Below are 15,151 nucleotides of genomic sequence, written 5' to 3' on the forward strand. Positions count from 1 at the left end.
GGAATGGCCGCAGTAATGCGGCATTCCACAGAAACAGCCGAACCACCGGCATCACCGCACGTCCCGACCGCGTCCCGGCAGTCGGCGCCCCGGCCACCCGACCGGGGCCCGCCTCGCGGGCCGCGGAGCCCGGGCCGGGATGCCACATGAAGGGACCGATATTCGTGGCGCAGCGAGTCGTGGTCACCCTCTTCGACGACATCGACGGCGGTGAAGCGTCGGAAACGGTCGCCTTCGGGCTGGACGGCACGTCGTATGAGATCGACCTGAACCGAGCCAATGCGGAAAAGCTCCGCGAAACGCTGGAGCCGTACCTGAGGGCCGGCCGCAAGCGGTCCGCCTCCGGACGCGCCTACCGGCGGACCTCCGTCGCCGCCGACCCCGCCGCGGTGCGCGCCTGGGCGCGCTCGCACCAGATGGACGTCCCGCCACGCGGGCGCATCCCGAAGCGGGTCTACGAGGCGTTCGAAGAGGCCAACTGAGGGGGACCGGGCCGGCCGGGGGGTGCGGGCACCGGGCTCGACGCCGGGGTGCGAGCAGCCGACTTGCGCAACACCCCCGGTGATCAGCTAAAGTCTGGAGCACGCCGAGGGGCGAGGCCGAAAGGCCGAAACCCCCAGGTCGTGCGGGTGTAGTTCAGTAGTAGAACACCCTCTTTCCAAGAGGGAGGCGCAGTGTGCAATTCCTGTCACCCGCTCTTCAGCACCACCCGAACCTCCGGGGGTCTTCGGACCACCCGGAAGTTCGGGTAGAGTGAGGGAAGCGCCGATCGGTGAGAGCCGGTCGGATGCGATGCGGACGTAGCTCAGTTGGTAGAGCGCAACCTTGCCAAGGTTGAGGTCGCCAGTTCGAACCTGGTCGTCCGCTCCATCGAAAGGCCCCAGTCGTTGACTGGGGCCTTTCGCTTTGGGCTCTTGCCGACGCCGGGCCGGGTATCGCCGGGCTGAACCCTCTGTCTCTGACATTTGTCATGTGGACCGGTGACAGCGCGCACTGCCGGAGGGCCGGGGTGGCGGGGAGGGTGGAGGCATGAAGACCGAAGACCACGTGATCGATGTGACCGATCTGCGGCGGGTGTACGGGGGCGGCTTCGAAGCGGTTCGGGGCGTTTCCTTCAGCGTCGGCCGCGGGGAGCTGTTCGCGCTGCTGGGGACCAACGGCGCGGGCAAGACCTCCACGCTCGAAGTGCTCGAAGGGCTCGCGCGGCCCGCCTCGGGGCGGGTGCGGGTTCTCGGGCACGACCCGGCCGCCGAACGCGACGCCGTGCGGCCGCGGATCGGCGTCATGCTCCAGGACGGCGGGTTCCCCTCCGAGCTGACCGTCCGCGAGACCCTGCGGATGTGGGCCGGGTGCACCAGTGGTGCCCGCCCGGTCGGGGAGGCGCTGGAGATGGTGGGGCTCGGCAAGCGGGCCGACGTACGCGTCAAGGTGCTCTCCGGCGGCGAGAAGCGGCGCCTGGACCTGGCGCTGGCGCTGCTCGGCCGTCCGGAGGTGCTGTTCCTGGACGAGCCGACGACCGGGCTGGACGCCGAGGGCCGGCAGGACACCTGGTCGCTCGTCCGCGAACTGCGCGCCGAGGGCACCACGGTGCTGCTGACCACGCACTACCTGGAGGAGGCCGAGGCGCTCGCCGACCGGCTGGCCATCCTCCACGAGGGCCGGATCGCCAGTGAGGGGACCGTCGAGGACGTGGTGAGCGCGCAGCCGTCGCGGATCACCTTCGACCTGCCCGACGGCTGGTTCCCCGGCGACCTGCCGCCGCTGGACCGGCTCGGTGTCACCGGGCACTCCCACGACGGGCGCACCGTGCGGCTGATGACGCAGAACCTCCAGCAGGCCGCGACCTCCCTGCTCCTGTGGGCCCGGGACGCGGGCGTCACCCTCGGTTCGCTGGACGTCAGGGCCGCCTCGCTGGAAGAGGCGTTCCTGCACATCGCCCGCGAGGCCGACGGCCGGGGCGAGCCCGCCGCCGGCTCTCCCGCACTTCTCGACAGCCGGAAGGAGACCGCCGTATGAGCGCCGTCACCACCTCCCCCGCGCCCGCCGGGCAGCCGCGGCGCACCCGGCCGCTCGGGCGGCTCGCCGCCCTGGCCCGCGCCGAACTGGCGCTGCTGGTCCGGAGCAAGGGCGTGATGTTCGCGGCGCTCTTCGTGCCGTTCGCGCTGCCGTTCAGCGTCGCCCAGACCGTGGACGTCGAGATGCTGGAGAACAACGGGCTCACCCTCGGGCTGATGCTCCTGCCCGGCGCCATCGGCTTCTCCCTCCTCTTCGCCGTGTACAGCTCGCTGGTCGCCATCTACGCGACCCGCCGCGAGGAACTGGTCCTCAAGCGGCTGCGCACCGGCGAGCTGCGGGACACCGAGATCCTGGCCGGGACCGCGCTGCCGTCGGTGGTGATCGGGCTCGTCCAGTCGGTCGTGCTGATCGTCGGCTGCGCCGTCCTGCTCGACGTGGGCGCGCCCACCGCGCCCCACCTGGCCGTGGCCGGCATCCTGCTCGGCATCGTGCTGATGGTGGCGCTCGCCGCCCTCACCAGCGCCGTCAGCCGTACCGCCGAGTCCGCGCAGGTCATGGCGATGCCGGTGCTGATGGTCCTGATCATCAGCTCGGGCATGGTCGTGCCGCTGGAGGTCTTCCCCGACTCCCTCGCCTCCGTCTGCGAACGGCTGCCGCTCTCCGGCGCGATGATCCTGATCCGCGGCGGCTGGACCGGCGAGCTGACGGCCGGCGCCAGCCTCACCACCGCGCTGACGTCACTGGCCTGGATCGGGCTCAGCCTGTTTGCTGTACGCCGGTGGTTCCGCTGGGAACCCCGCCGCTGACGGCACCGACGAGCGCTGAGGGACGGATCACCGTGACCGGGACCGGGGAGAGCACATACGGCGCCACCGCGCGGGCGGCGATCCGGCGGCCCCGCTCCTGGTGGGGCCGGAAGAGCACCGCCGCCAAGGTGGAGTCGTACACCAGGATCTCGTTCCAGATCTTCCCGGTGATCCAGCTGCTGACGGCCCTCTTCATGCTCGCCCCCGTACCGGCCGGGATCGCGCTGCCGGTGGCGGGGGCGGTGCTGGTCCACGCGGCCCTCGGGCACAGGCTGGCCGGGCGGGCGCTGGACTGGGCGGCCGGGCGCCGCGCGCAGCCCCGGCGGCTGCTGGGGGTGTACGGCGCGTGGAGCTTCGTCGGCGCGGCACTCGCCGCCCTTCTCCTCGTCGCGCTGCCCGACGGCCCCCCGGACGCCTACTACACCGCCTGCGCGGCGACGTACTCCCTCCTCCTGGCCTTCGGCTGCGGCCTCGGCGTGCTGGCGCTGCGGACCCACCGGCAGAGCGTGGTGGCGGTGGGTGTGGCCACGCTCGGCGGGTTGCTGCTCGGCCTTCCCCTGATGCCGACCCCGGCCGCCGCCGCCCTCGCCCTCTCCGCCCTGCTCAGCTCGGGCGGACTCACCCTGGCCTCGCGCTTCTCCGTCTGGCTGCTGCAGGCCGTCTACGAGCTCGATGAGGCCCGCCACACCCGGGCCCGCCTCGCGGTGGCCGAGGAGCGGCTGCGGTTCGGGCGGGACCTGCACGACGTACTGGGCCGCAACCTCTCCGTCATCGCGCTCAAGAGCGAGCTGGCGGTCCGGCTGGCGCGGCGCGAGCGGCCCGAGGCGGTCGGGCAGATGGAGGAGGTGCAGCGGATCGCGCGGGAGTCGCAGCGCGAGGTCCGCGAGGTGGTCCGGGGGTACCGGGAGGCCGACCTGTTCACCGAACTCCTCGGCGCACGGGGCGTGCTGAGCGCCGCCGGGATCACCTGCACGGTGAGCGGCTCGCCGGCCGGGCTGCCCCGCCCGGTCCAGGCGGCGCTGGCCTGGGTGGTCCGGGAGGCGGTCACCAACGTGCTGCGGCACGGGAACGCCGAGCACTGCCGCATCGTCCTGACCGTCACCCCGCAGGGCCCCGGCGCGAAGGGGCGGCCCGCCGTCGCCGAACTCACCGTGGAGAACGACGGCGCACCGACGCCTTCCGCCTCCCCCGCCGGGCCCACCGGCGGCCACGGCCTGGCCGGGCTGCGGGAGAGGCTCGCCGCCGAGCAGGGGAGCCTGGAGGCCGGGCCGGCCGGGAAGAGCGCGTTCCGCGTGGTGGCGCGGGTACCCGTGCCGGCGGGGGACGTGGCGGAGGCCGGCGTTCCGGCGGGGGACGCCGTGAGGTCGGCCCGTGGGGAAGTGGAGTAGGAAGAGGCCATGACCGACCAGAGCCCCGAACCGTCCGCGCCCGCGGGTCCCGCCGTTCCCGGCGCGGCACCCGTCCGCGTCCTGCTCGCCGACGACGAGCACCTGATCCGGGGGGCGGTGGCCGCGCTGCTCGCGCTGGAGGACGACCTGGTGGTGGTCGCGGAGGCGGCGACCGGTCCCGAGGCGCTGGCGATGGCCCGCGCCCACCGGCCCGACGTGGCCGTCCTCGACCTCCAGATGCCCGGCGCCGACGGTGTGGCGGTGGCCACAGCGCTCCGGGAGCAACTGCCCGCCTGCCGCGTCATGATCGTCACCGGTCACGGCCGGCCCGGCACCCTCAAGCAGGCCCTCGCCGCCGGGGTACGCGGCTTCGTCCCGAAGACGGTGAGCGCGCAGCGGCTGGCCGAGCTGGTCCGCACCATCCACGCGGGAAACCGCTACATCGACCCGGAGTTGGCCGCCGACGCCATCGCGGCCGGGGACTCACCGCTGACCGCCCGCGAGGCGGAGGTGCTGGAACTGGCGGCGGACGGAGCGCCGGTGGCGGAGATCGCGGAGCGGGCCGCCCTCTCCCGGGGCACCGTCCGCAACTACCTCTCCTCGGCCGTCACCAAGCTGGGCGCCGAGAACCGGCACGCGGCGGTCCGTCTCGCGCGCGAGCGCGGTTGGGTATAGTGGTGCTCGCGCCACGGCGCAGCAGGCGAACGTAGCTCAGTTGGTAGAGCGCAACCTTGCCAAGGTTGAGGTCGCGAGTTCGAACCTCGTCGTTCGCTCCACGGGAGAAGCCCCGGTCCATCGGACCGGGGCTTCTCCGTATGCGCGTTGCCGATGCCGGTCGCGTGCCGCCCGCGCCCCGGTACGAGGGCGCGGGCGGCACGGAACGCCTTGCGGCGGCTCAGCCCCAGCTGACCCCGGTCAGCCGCTCGTACGCCTCGATGTACTTGGCGCGGGTGCGGGCGACGACCTCCTCGGGCAGGGCCGGCGGCGGCTGCTCGCCGTGGCGGTCCCAGCCGGACTCGGCCGAGGTGAGCCAGTCGCGGACGAACTGCTTGTCGAAGGAGGGCTGGGCGCGGCCCGGCTCCCACTGGTCGGCGGGCCAGTACCGCGAGGAGTCCGGGGTGAGGACCTCGTCGGCGAGGACCAGGGTGCCCTCGGCGTCGTGGCCGAACTCGAACTTGGTGTCGGCGAGGATCAGCCCCCGCTCGCGGGCCACCTCCAGCGCCCGGCCGTAGACGGCGAGGGTGGTCTGGCGCAGCGAGGCTGCGGTCTCGGGGCCGACCAGACGGGCGACCTCCTCGTAGGAGACGTTCTCGTCGTGGTCGCCGACGGCCGCCTTGGTGGCGGGGGTGAAGATCGCGGCGGGCAGCTCGGAGCCGTTGACGAGGCCGGGCGGGAGGGCGAGGCCGCAGACGGTCCGGCTCTCCTCGTACTCGACCAGGCCGGAACCGGTCAGGTAGCCGCGCGCGACGCACTCGACAGGCGCCATCTCCAGGGACTTGCACACCAGCGTGCGCCCCCGCCAGTCGGCTGGCGCCCCCTCGGGGAGGGTGGTGGAGAGCACGTGGTTGGGGACGAGGTCGGCGAGCTGGTCGAACCACCACAGGGAGAGCTGGGTGAGGACCCGTCCCTTGTCGGGGATCTCGGTCGGCAGCACCCAGTCGTACGCCGAGACGCGGTCGCTGGCGACCATGACGAGGTCACCGGCCTCGTTCTGGTAGAGGTCGCGCACCTTGCCGGTGTGCAGATGCACCAGGCCCGGTACTTCGACGGGCTCGGGCTTTTCGACGAATCCGGACACGGTTCCTCCCCGTGGTTCTGGCCAATGCCCCCGATTCTTCCGTATCGCCCGAGGTCCGGCCCGGTCAGGGTGGCGGGCGGGGGCGGCGGCCTGGTGTCCGGCCCCCGGTACGGCTCAGTCGCGTTTGCAGATGCGGTCGAGGAGGTTGGCCGTGGCGCGCTGCACCCGCTCGTCGACGTGGCCGGGGCGGTCGAGCGCCGGGGACCACGCGAAGGTGCCGGAGGCGAAGACGAGGGCGCCGCTCGGGGCCCGGTACAGAGAGGTCTCCTGGTGGCGCTTGGCGCCCTCGTGATCGCGGTACGGGGAGTGGGCGAGCAGGATGCGGCTGTCGTGCTCGGGGAGCCGGGTGCGCGGGAAGTACCGGTCGGCCTCGCCCGCGACCATGCCGGGCAGTTCGTCGCCCTCGTGGGCGCCGGTCGCCTCCCAGAGCCAGTGCGAGGCGTTGCGGACCACCATCGGGTGGGGTTCGGGGACCCGGCCCGCGTACTGGATGCCGAGGAGCTGCTGTTCGGCCCGCTCCACCTCGCGCCAGAGCGTGGGCCGGCCCGGGCCGCGGCGCTTGCGGCAGGTCAGCATGCGGTCCGGGACGCCGGAGGCCGAGGGCGACAACTCGACCTTCCAGTACATGGTGTTGGCGGAGAGGAAGACCAGCGAGGTGCCGTGGTCGCGGGCCAGCTCCACGGTGTTGCGCATCGGCACCGACCAGTACTCGTCGTGGCCGGGGAAGACCAGGCCCCGGTAGCGGGTCGGGTCGATACGGCCGGAGTGCAGATCGCGGGTGTCGGCGTAGGCGAGGTCGTAGCCGTACCGCTCGGCCCAGCGGATGAAGTCGTAGGCGTGGCCGACGTGCAGGGGCAGGCCCGCGCCCGCGTACGGCCGGTCGAAGGAGAGGGTGACGGCGGCGTCCTCCTCACCGAGCAGCTTCCCCGACTCGTCCCACGCGTGGTAGAGGCTGGCGCCGCTCCGCCCGTCCTCCGGGTAGAGGTTGTACGCCTGCCAGGTCACGTCGGGCAGGACCAGCAGCAGGTCGGCGGGGTGGCTGTCGCGGACGGTGAACGGTACGTGCGAGCGGTACCGGCCGTCGGCCGTGGTCAGCACCGCGACGTACGCGCCGATACTCCACAGCGTGGGGACCTGGAGCCGCCAGGAGAGCCACCAGTGGTGGCAGGAGACCGTGCGGTCGGCGGTGAGCGGCGGGGGCTGCACGATGCCCGAGAGCCGGGGGCTGGTGGTGATCTTGGAGGCGCCGTCGCCGCCGTAGTGGCCGATGCGGTAGACGTCCACGGAGAACTGCTGGGGCGGGTTGACCGTGATGTGGAAGTCGATCGACTCGCCCGGGGCGACGGCTCCCGCCGAGGCGAAGCCCTTGATCTGCTGGTCCACGTCGTCGGCGGTGCGGGGGCCGCCGCCCGGTCTCGGCGGGGGGATGCGCGGGCCCGAGGCGCCGGGGGCCGGGGCGTGCTCCACGTACCAGGGGACCACCTGGCCGGTGTCGTCGAAGTAGTTCTCGCTCCCGCGCAACCAGGGGACCGGCCCCTGGCCGAAAGGGTCCGACACGGCGTGCGCGTACGCACCCGATTCCCACCGGCGGATGTGTCCCGACCCCATGCGGCTCCCCTCCCTCGCTCACCGGAGTCCGCGCTGCCGCGTCCACTCCGCATCCGGCGACCGCGCCCAGCACATCACATTACGCAGGCGCTCCGTCACCGTTCGTCTCGAATTGACGGGAACGGAGCGCATCGCTCCCGTTGGTCGCGCCGTTTCGGTCCGGCTATGGGGGTACTTGCCCCGGTCCGGGAGTGGCCTCACGGGCACGTTCCGCCTGCGGCGTGAGGGGGGTGGGGGGGGTCCGCCCGTGTCGGCGTCCCCGGCTAGGCAGTCGGGTGACGCGGGGCTGGATTTCAGACAATCCCCGGTCCCCACTTGACTCGGGGTCTGCTTCGCGGTGGCCTCACTTGCCGGCCCGGCTCGGTGCCCTCAGCCCCGGCGGGGCTGTCTTCGGCCGGGCTCCGGTTCGCCCGTGCCGGCCCCCGACTGGCCTCAAACGCCGGCCGGGCTGTCTTCGGCCGGGGTCCGCCTCGACTGTGCCGCCTTCTGCCCGTGCCGGTCACGGATGGCCTCAAGCGCCGGCCGGGCTATAGGGGTTCGCGGTTCGTTCGTCGTCTTGGTCGGGCGTGGCCGCACCGGGGTACCTCCTCACAAACTGCCAGGTGCGGGGACAGTCGCTTCAAGGCGGGCTCAGGGCAGTTTGCTGCGGGGGCACCCCGGCACGACCCCGCCCTTCCCTCTCGTCGGCGTCGAACCGCCGGTGGGAGGAGAAAAGACAGACCGTCCCCGAGGAGTCTTTGTGGCCTGCTGAGGGGAGGACGGTGGTGACTGTGGGGGAGCGGGCAATGGGTGACGGCCCTATCCACTTCCCGGCGGTTGGCCGCGTACGAGACCGTGGGGTGGGGTCGTGTCGGGGTGCCCCCGCAGCAAACTGCCGCCAACCCGCCATGCTCCAACTGTCCCCGCACCTGGCAGTTTGTGAGGAGGTACCGCGGCGCGGCCCCGCCCCACCCACGCACCGGAGGAACCGCGAACCCCTATAGCCCGGCCGGCGTTTGAGGCCATCGGTGACCGGAACGGTCAGAAGGCGGCAGATCGGGGCGGAGCCCAGCCCAAGACAGCAACCGGGCGGAGCCCCGCCCCGCCTCAGGGCGGGGCTGAGCTGGGCGTCAGGTCAGACGAGGCGGACAGGCTTGTCGGGGCGGACCCTGGCACGGTGGACCCAGTCGAGCAGGGGCCCCCCGTCACCCTGCTCGACCAGCCCGGTGACGCGGACCCCCAGGTCCGCCACGCGGCGGCCCCGCAGGAGCAGCACAGGCCCGTCGAGCCAGTCGAGCCCGGGCAGGGCCCCGGCGGTGTCCATCGCGGAGCAGCACACCATGGCGACCACGTGCTCGGCGAGCAACTCCCTGCCCGTACGCGGCGGCTGAAGCGGGCAGAGCGGCAACCGCCCCCCGGCCCACAGGGTCTCGTCGGCCCCCTGGCCCACGGGGGCCGGAGCCGCCGCGGGAACCCGCGCCTGCTCCCGGGCGACCTCGGCCGCGAGCGCCTCGGCCAACTCCTCGGCCCGCTCGGCCACCCGCCGCCGCACCTCGCCCCCGGGCTGGGGGACGCCGGCCACCTGTGCCCCCGCGGCCCGGCCCGCCTCACCCCCTATGTCGACGCCCGTCCGCAAGGCCAGCTCGTCGTCGGAGGCGGCGGCCAGCTCCTCCTCGGTCAGCTCGGGGAGCCGGCCGGGCTCGGGCGCGGGCACCGGGTCCGGTACCGCCAAGTGCTCCAGCACCCTGGCGAGGGTTGCCCCGCCCAGCCCTGCCCGGTCCGCGCGGCCCGAGCCGGGCACGCCCAGCTCGTCCAGAACCCGGTGGAGGCGGGCCGCCTCGGTGCGCCAGGTGCGGTCGACGACCTCGTCGGCGTACCCCTCCCAGTCGACGGGCAGCCACTGCGGTTCGCGGCCGGCGGGCTCGCCGTGGAAGAGGCGGGCGGCGAGGAGCGAGGCGGACTCGTCGACCGTGCCGGGTTCCTCCAGGAGGTCGCAGGCGGGGCGCTCGCCGAGCCGGGTGGTGAAGTCGTCGGCGAGCCGGTCGCGGCGGGACAGCTCGGTGAGGGCGGCGACCACGCCCGCGTCCAGGCGGGCAGGCCAACGCCCTATCCGCCAGGCGGGCAGGGCGACCCGGTTGAGCAGCCGGTCCCAGCCGGCATAGGCGAGGCCGACCTGTTCCTGGGCGGCGATGCGCAGGCCGTAGTCGACCGCCTTGGCGCGTTCGGAGGAGGTGGCGGCGACCGCCCGCTCCATCTCGGCGGCCTCCTCGCGGCAGGCGCGCAGCAACAGCTGGGCGAGGCGGGCCGTCCCGCCGAGGACCAGCCTGGCCAGCGGCCCCCGGCCGGGCTCGGTGCCCAGAGCGGCGGCCGCGTCGAGGCCGCGGACGAAGCGGCGGGCGGCGAGGATGTCGGGCTGCGCCGAGGGCCCCGTACCGGCGACGACCGGGGCCAGCACGGCGCGCAGTTCGGCGACGCGCATCCACCACAGGAAGGGTGAGCCGATCACCAGTACCGGGGCGGGGGGCGCCTGGCCGGGGGCGGAGCGGATCGCGTCGGCGCCGAGCGCGGGGTGGCTGCGGTCCTCCAGCCAGCTGTCGCAGTCAGGGGTGAGGGCTACCGCCGAGGGGGCGGGCACCTCCAGCCGGTCGGCGAGGTCGCGCACCAGGCGGTGCAGGTCGGGGGCGGAGTCCTCGGTCACCGGGACGGTGGGGCTGACCGCGGGCCGCGCCCGCGCCACGGCGAGGGCGAGCGCCCCGACGGCGACCAGGACGAGCACGGCGACGGCCGAGACCAGCGCGCGGGCCGCGTCCCAGCCCGTCCCGGCGAGGACCCCGGTGGGGGCCCCGGCCAGCAGGATGACGGCGAGGGCCGCCGGGAGCAGGGCGAGGGCCACCGCCCGGCCGCGGGTCCGCAGCACGGCGACGGCTCCGGCGCGCGCCGCTTCGGCGTCCGCCTGCGCACTCACACCTGACACGACCGGTCACACCCCTTTATCGCCCGCCCGGCGCCCGCTGTCCCAGCCGGTGCCGACGCGCTTCGACGGCGTTGCTCATTCCCCCACTGTGGCACCCGGCGCCGACGGCGCAATGCCGGTGGGCCAAGTGCCGCACACCCCGGTCCACGGGCCGCAGAGCGCTTGCGCGGCACCCTAGTTGGGGGTGGGCGGAGCGTCAGCCGGATGGCGGATCGGTCACTCGATGGAATGCCTTTGGGCAGAGCTTGCTCGCAAAGCGCGCGCTTCTGCGATCCTCGCGCGCCCCCTGCCAACGCCCCCGCACGCCCCGGAAACGCCACCTCCCCCGCCCACGGCTCAAGGCCGGTGGACGGGGGAGGCGAAAGGCGGCGTACGCGGAGCGCGGGGCGTACGCGGGGTGCGGTCAGCCGCGCTCCTCCACCGCGACGCGGGCCGCGATGTCGGAACGGTGCTGGGAGCCGTCGAGCCGGATGCGCGCCACGGCGGTGTACGCGCGGTCGCGCGCCTCGGTCAGGTCGGCCCCGGTGGCGGTCACCGAGAGGACCCGGCCGCCGGCGCTGAGCACGGCGTCGCCCTCCTGGCGCGTACCGGCGTGCAGGACGTACGCCGCCGGAGCGTCCAGTTCCGCGACCTCTGCCAGCCCCTCGACCGGGTCGCCGGTGCGCGGCGTCGCCGGATAGTTGTGCGAGGCGACGACCACGGTGACCGCGGCCTCCTCGCTCCAGCGCAGTGGCGGAAGCTCGGCGAGGGTGCCGTCGGCGGCGGCGCGCAGCACCCCGGCGAGCGGGGTGCGCAGGCGGGCGAGGACCACCTGGGTCTCGGGGTCGCCGAAGCGGGCGTTGAACTCGATGACGCGGATGCCGCGCGAGGTGATCGCGAGCCCGGCGTAGAGCAGCCCGGAGAAGGGGGTGCCGCGGCGGCGCAGCTCGTCCACGGTCGGCTGAAGGACGGTCGTCAGGACCTCGTCGACCAGCTTCGGGTCGGCCCACGGCAGCGGCGAGTAGGCGCCCATGCCCCCGGTGTTGGGGCCCTGGTCGCCGTCGAGCGCGCGCTTGAAGTCCTGCGCGGGCTGGAGCGGGACGACGGTGCGGCCGTCGGTGACGGCGAAGAGCGAGACCTCGGGGCCGTCCAGGAACTCCTCGACGACGACCCGGCCGCCGCCCACGGAGACGCAGTTCAGCGCGTGTTCGCGGGCCGCGTCCACGTCCTCGGTGACGACGACGCCCTTGCCCGCCGCGAGCCCGTCGTCCTTGACGACGTAAGGCGCGCCGAAGGCGTCGAGCGCGACGTCGATCTCGGCGGGGGTGGTGCAGACGTAGCTGCGGGCGGTCGGCACCCCGGCGCCGGCCATGACGTCCTTGGCGAACGCCTTGGACCCCTCCAGCCGGGCGGCCTCGGCGGACGGCCCGAAGCAGTCGATCCCGGCCACGCGGACCGCGTCGGCGACTCCCGCGACCAGCGGCGCCTCCGGGCCGACCACGACCAGGTCGGCGCCGAGAGCGGTGGCGAGGCGGGCGACGGCCGCACCGTCGAGTGCGTCGACCGCGTGCAGCTCGGCCACCTCGGCGATGCCTGCGTTGCCGGGCGCGCAGTGCAGCGCGGTGACGTCGGGGTCGAGGGACAGGGAGCGGCACAGGGCGTGTTCGCGGGCGCCGGAGCCAATGACAAGGACCTTCACGCGCCTCAGCCTAACCGGGCCGGGCCACCACCCCTGTACGGGCTGCCGAGAAGCGGCCCGCTACTCGTTCGTATATTCCTCCACCACCGTGGCGCCCAGCTCGCGCACGATCAGGTCGTGGCCGGAGAGCGCGGACTCGTCGAGGTCCGGGTCGTCCGCCTCGGGGATGTCGTCCTCGATGGAGGTCGTCCGTCTCGGCGGTTCGGGTGCCGGGGGCCGCTGCTCACGCTGCGACGCGGCGGCCTGGGCCCGGGGCGCCGCCGGACCGGGCTGCGGCGGGGCGGGCGCCGGGGGCGGAGCGGGAGCCGCGGGGCTCGGCTGGACCGGCGACTGGCCCCAGCCGCCACCCCCGCCGCCGGGCGGGGTCGCGGGACCTTGTCCCCCCGAGGCGTCGATGACGGTCTCGATCTTCCAGTTGACCTGGAACTCCTCGCTGAGCGCCTGCTTCAGTACGTCCTCGCTGCCGCTGCTCGCGAAGTTGTCCCGCGCACCGGCGTTGAGGAAGCCGAGCTGGAGCGTGGCGCCGTCGAACCCGGCGACGTGGGCGTTCTGGCTGAGCAGAATCCAGGTGAAGCGGCGGCGGTTCTTGACCGCCTCCAGGACGTTCGGCCACAGGGCGCGGGCGTCGACCGCGCCCGGCCGGGGCACGGCGGGGTCTGGCTGCGGCGGGGTCTGGCCCTGCGGCTCGGCCTGCTGCGGTCCGGGCCCGCCTGCCCCAGCCGTGGGCCAGCCGCCGGGGCGGCGCATGGCGGGCGCGGGCGCGCCGGAGCCGGGCGGCGCCGAACCGGGCCACGCGCCCGGGCGGGCCGGGGTGGCGTCGGCCGGGGGCGCGTCGGGCGCCGGGGCGTGCGGGGCGCTCTGCTGGGGTGCGGGCGCGGGGGGCGCCTGTGGGGCCTGCGGCTGCGCGGGGGCGTACGCCTGCGGGGCCGGGGGCGCGGCGGCGAGGGGGGCGGCGGCTCGGGCCGGGGGCCCGCTGCGCTCCAGGCGCTCCAGGCGGGCGAGGGTGGAGCGCTCGTCGTCGTAGGCGGCGGGGAGCAGCACCCGCGCGCAGATCAGCTCCAGCTGGAGGCGGGGCGAGGTGGCGCCGCGCATCTCGGTCAGCCCCTCGTTGACCAGGTCGGCGGCGCGGCTCAGTTCGGCGGCGCCGAAGACCGAAGCCTGGGCCTGCATCCGTTCGACCAGGTCGGCGGGGGCGTCGATGAGGCCCTTCTCCGCGGCGTCCGGCACGGCGGCGAGGATCACCAGGTCGCGCAGCCGCTCCAGCAGGTCGGCGACGAAGCGGCGCGGGTCGTTCCCGCCCTCGACGACGCGGTCCACCACCTCGAAGGCGGCGGCGCCGTCCCCGGCGGCGAAGGCGTCCACCACGGAGTCGAGCAGCGAGCCGTCGGTGTACCCGAGCAGCGCGGTGGCCATGGCGTACGTCACACCGTCGTCGGCCGCGCCGGCGAGCAGCTGGTCCATCACCGACATCGAGTCGCGCACCGACCCGGCTCCGGCCCGCACCACCAGCGGCAGCACGCCGTCCTCGACCCGGCTGCCCTCCTTGCCGCAGACCTCCGCCAGGTACTCGCGGAGCGTCCCCGGCGGCACCAGCCGGAACGGGTAGTGGTGCGTACGCGACCGGATCGTCCCGATGACCTTCTCGGGCTCGGTCGTCGCGAAGATGAACTTCAGGTGCTCCGGCGGTTCCTCGACGACCTTCAGCAAAGCGTTGAACCCGGCCGAGGTCACCATGTGCGCCTCGTCGATGATGTAGATCTTGTACCGGCTGGAGGCGGGCCCGAAGAACGCCTTCTCCCGCAGGTCACGCGCATCGTCCACGCCACCGTGCGAGGCGGCGTCGATCTCGATCACGTCGATCGAGCCGGGTCCGTTGCGCGCCAGGTCCTGGCAGGACTGGCAGGTCCCGCAGGGGTCCGGGGTGGGACCCTCCTCACAGTTCAGGCAGCGCGCGAGAATCCGGGCACTGGTGGTCTTGCCGCAGCCGCGCGGTCCGCTGAACAGGTACGCGTGATTGACCCGGTTGTTCCGCAGCGCCTGCTGCAGCGGGTCGGTGACATGTTCCTGCCCGATGACCTCGGCGAACGACTCCGGGCGATAACGGCGGTACAGCGCGAGAGACGACACGCCTACGAGCGTACTGGCGACCACCCACACACCGAGAAACGCAAGCGCCCCCCACGCACCCGCCAGAGCCGACCTACCCTTGCTGCCTTCCGGCCCTGGGGGAGTTCAGTCAGATAGCGCCACGTGAGGGGCTCCGCACAAGGTACCCGATCCCGCCTGCGGATACGAGTTCGCGACCACTCCTCGCGGTCATGTAATGTTTGCCGCGGAGGATTCGCCTAGAGGCCTAGGGCGCACGCTTGGAAAGCGTGTTGGGGGCAACCCCTCACGAGTTCGAATCTCGTATCCTCCGCCATTGCTCTCACCGGGCAATACGTCGAAGGCCCCCGCAGCTCGCTGCGGGGGCCTTCGACGTTGCCCCCCCAACCCTCACGCCAAGCACCGCCACCGGACTCTCGACTTCGCGGCCCAAGATCAACGATGCGCACACGAGCCTCGATCCCCTCAGGACCGGCGCAGCCCGAGCGCCTTCCACACGGGCAGGCGCCGCAACCGTCCCGCGGCGGGTAGCTCCGACTCCCTCGCACGGTCCCCGCCGTGGAGCGCGGGCGGGGACGGCGTGACAGCAGGGCTTGAAGGCCCGCGCCAGGCCGAGCGGAGGAACGTAAGCGGCGTCATCACCGTTGAGGGGGTGAGGAGTTGGGATGTCGCATGGGGTAGGTGCAATGTGCTCTATGACCTATACGTCGGAGTTTGGCAAAGTGGGTAAAATTCGCTACTCGGTGGGGTAGCTGCGCAGGTCAGCTTCTGTGGTGCCCGCGTGTGCGGGGGTGGTCC

10 protein-coding genes, 4 tRNA genes, 1 other RNA gene and 1 CRISPR repeat array (1 of these 16 running past the window's edge) are annotated in these 15,151 nt (G+C 73.7%); of the genes, 9 read left to right on the plus strand and 6 right to left on the minus strand.

All coding sequences use genetic code 11. The annotated features are described in order from the left end of the window. Positions 1 to 164: 164 nt before the first annotated feature. The 8 genes from ACSLIC_RS12095 to ACSLIC_RS12130 all read left to right on the plus strand — a co-directional run bounded on the left by ACSLIC_RS12095 (position 165) and on the right by ACSLIC_RS12130 (position 4,986). Positions 165 to 482: a histone-like nucleoid-structuring protein Lsr2 gene (locus ACSLIC_RS12095; RefSeq protein ID WP_436740354.1), complete on the plus strand. Its 318-nt coding sequence runs from the start codon at positions 165 to 167 to the stop codon at positions 480 to 482. Between the two features lie 143 nt (positions 483 to 625). Further along, positions 626 to 697 (plus strand) — tRNA-Gly (locus tag ACSLIC_RS12100). Between the two features lie 97 nt (positions 698 to 794). Further along, a tRNA-Gly gene (locus ACSLIC_RS12105) sits at positions 795 to 870 on the plus strand. Between the two features lie 159 nt (positions 871 to 1,029). Beyond that, positions 1,030 to 2,016 (plus strand): ABC transporter ATP-binding protein, encoded by a 987-nt coding sequence (locus ACSLIC_RS12110; RefSeq protein ID WP_436737676.1) that lies wholly within the window; start codon positions 1,030 to 1,032, stop codon positions 2,014 to 2,016. Then, entirely contained in the window at positions 2,013 to 2,822 is an 810-nt protein-coding gene (locus tag ACSLIC_RS12115) for an ABC transporter permease (protein ID WP_436737677.1), read from the plus strand. Before ACSLIC_RS12110 ends, ACSLIC_RS12115 begins: the two co-directional genes overlap by 4 nt. Positions 2,823 to 2,854: 32 nt before the next feature. Further along, the gene (locus ACSLIC_RS12120; protein ID WP_436737678.1) at positions 2,855 to 4,210 is read left to right on the plus strand and encodes a sensor histidine kinase; all 1,356 of its coding nucleotides are present in this window, start codon (positions 2,855 to 2,857) and stop codon (positions 4,208 to 4,210) included. Between the two features lie 9 nt (positions 4,211 to 4,219). Continuing rightward, on the plus strand, positions 4,220 to 4,885 hold the full coding sequence (locus tag ACSLIC_RS12125) for a response regulator (RefSeq protein WP_436737679.1): 666 nt from the start codon (positions 4,220 to 4,222) through the stop codon (positions 4,883 to 4,885). A gap of 25 nt (positions 4,886 to 4,910) precedes the next feature. Continuing rightward, positions 4,911 to 4,986: transfer RNA gene (locus tag ACSLIC_RS12130), tRNA-Gly, on the plus strand. Positions 4,987 to 5,105: 119 nt separating this feature from the next. Here ACSLIC_RS12130 and ACSLIC_RS12135 read toward each other — a convergent pair. The 6 genes from ACSLIC_RS12135 to ffs form a co-directional block, all read right to left on the minus strand. Next, positions 5,106 to 6,008 carry a phosphoribosylaminoimidazolesuccinocarboxamide synthase gene (locus ACSLIC_RS12135; protein WP_436737680.1) on the minus strand — a complete coding sequence of 301 codons (903 nt, stop codon included), beginning with the start codon at positions 6,006 to 6,008 and terminating at the stop codon, positions 5,106 to 5,108. Between the two features lie 114 nt (positions 6,009 to 6,122). Continuing rightward, positions 6,123 to 7,616, minus strand: coding sequence for a N,N-dimethylformamidase beta subunit family domain-containing protein (locus ACSLIC_RS12140; RefSeq protein ID WP_436737681.1), 1,494 nt, complete (start codon positions 7,614 to 7,616; stop codon positions 6,123 to 6,125). A 1,114-nt stretch (positions 7,617 to 8,730) separates the two neighbouring features. After that, positions 8,731 to 10,569: a hypothetical protein gene (locus ACSLIC_RS12145; protein ID WP_436737682.1), complete on the minus strand. Its 1,839-nt coding sequence runs from the start codon at positions 10,567 to 10,569 to the stop codon at positions 8,731 to 8,733. Positions 10,570 to 10,972: 403 nt separating this feature from the next. Then, positions 10,973 to 12,247 (minus strand): phosphoribosylamine--glycine ligase, encoded by a 1,275-nt coding sequence (purD, locus tag ACSLIC_RS12150; protein ID WP_436737683.1) that lies wholly within the window; start codon positions 12,245 to 12,247, stop codon positions 10,973 to 10,975. 60 nt (positions 12,248 to 12,307) lie between these two features. Continuing rightward, positions 12,308 to 14,374 (minus strand): DNA polymerase III subunit gamma and tau, encoded by a 2,067-nt coding sequence (locus ACSLIC_RS12155; protein WP_436737684.1) that lies wholly within the window; start codon positions 14,372 to 14,374, stop codon positions 12,308 to 12,310. Between the two features lie 37 nt (positions 14,375 to 14,411). Beyond that, an RNA gene (ffs, locus tag ACSLIC_RS12160) (signal recognition particle sRNA small type) lies at positions 14,412 to 14,510 on the minus strand. Positions 14,511 to 14,581: 71 nt separating this feature from the next. Here ffs and ACSLIC_RS12165 point away from each other — a divergent pair. Beyond that, positions 14,582 to 14,669: transfer RNA gene (locus tag ACSLIC_RS12165), tRNA-Ser, on the plus strand. A gap of 454 nt (positions 14,670 to 15,123) precedes the next feature. Beyond that, positions 15,124 to 15,151: direct repeats of the CRISPR family, unit length 29 nt; it runs 733 nt beyond the window's last position.

The sequence above is a fragment of the Streptomyces sp. BBFR102 genome (assembly GCF_051397025.1).
In the GTDB taxonomy this organism is placed as follows: domain Bacteria; phylum Actinomycetota; class Actinomycetes; order Streptomycetales; family Streptomycetaceae; genus Streptomyces.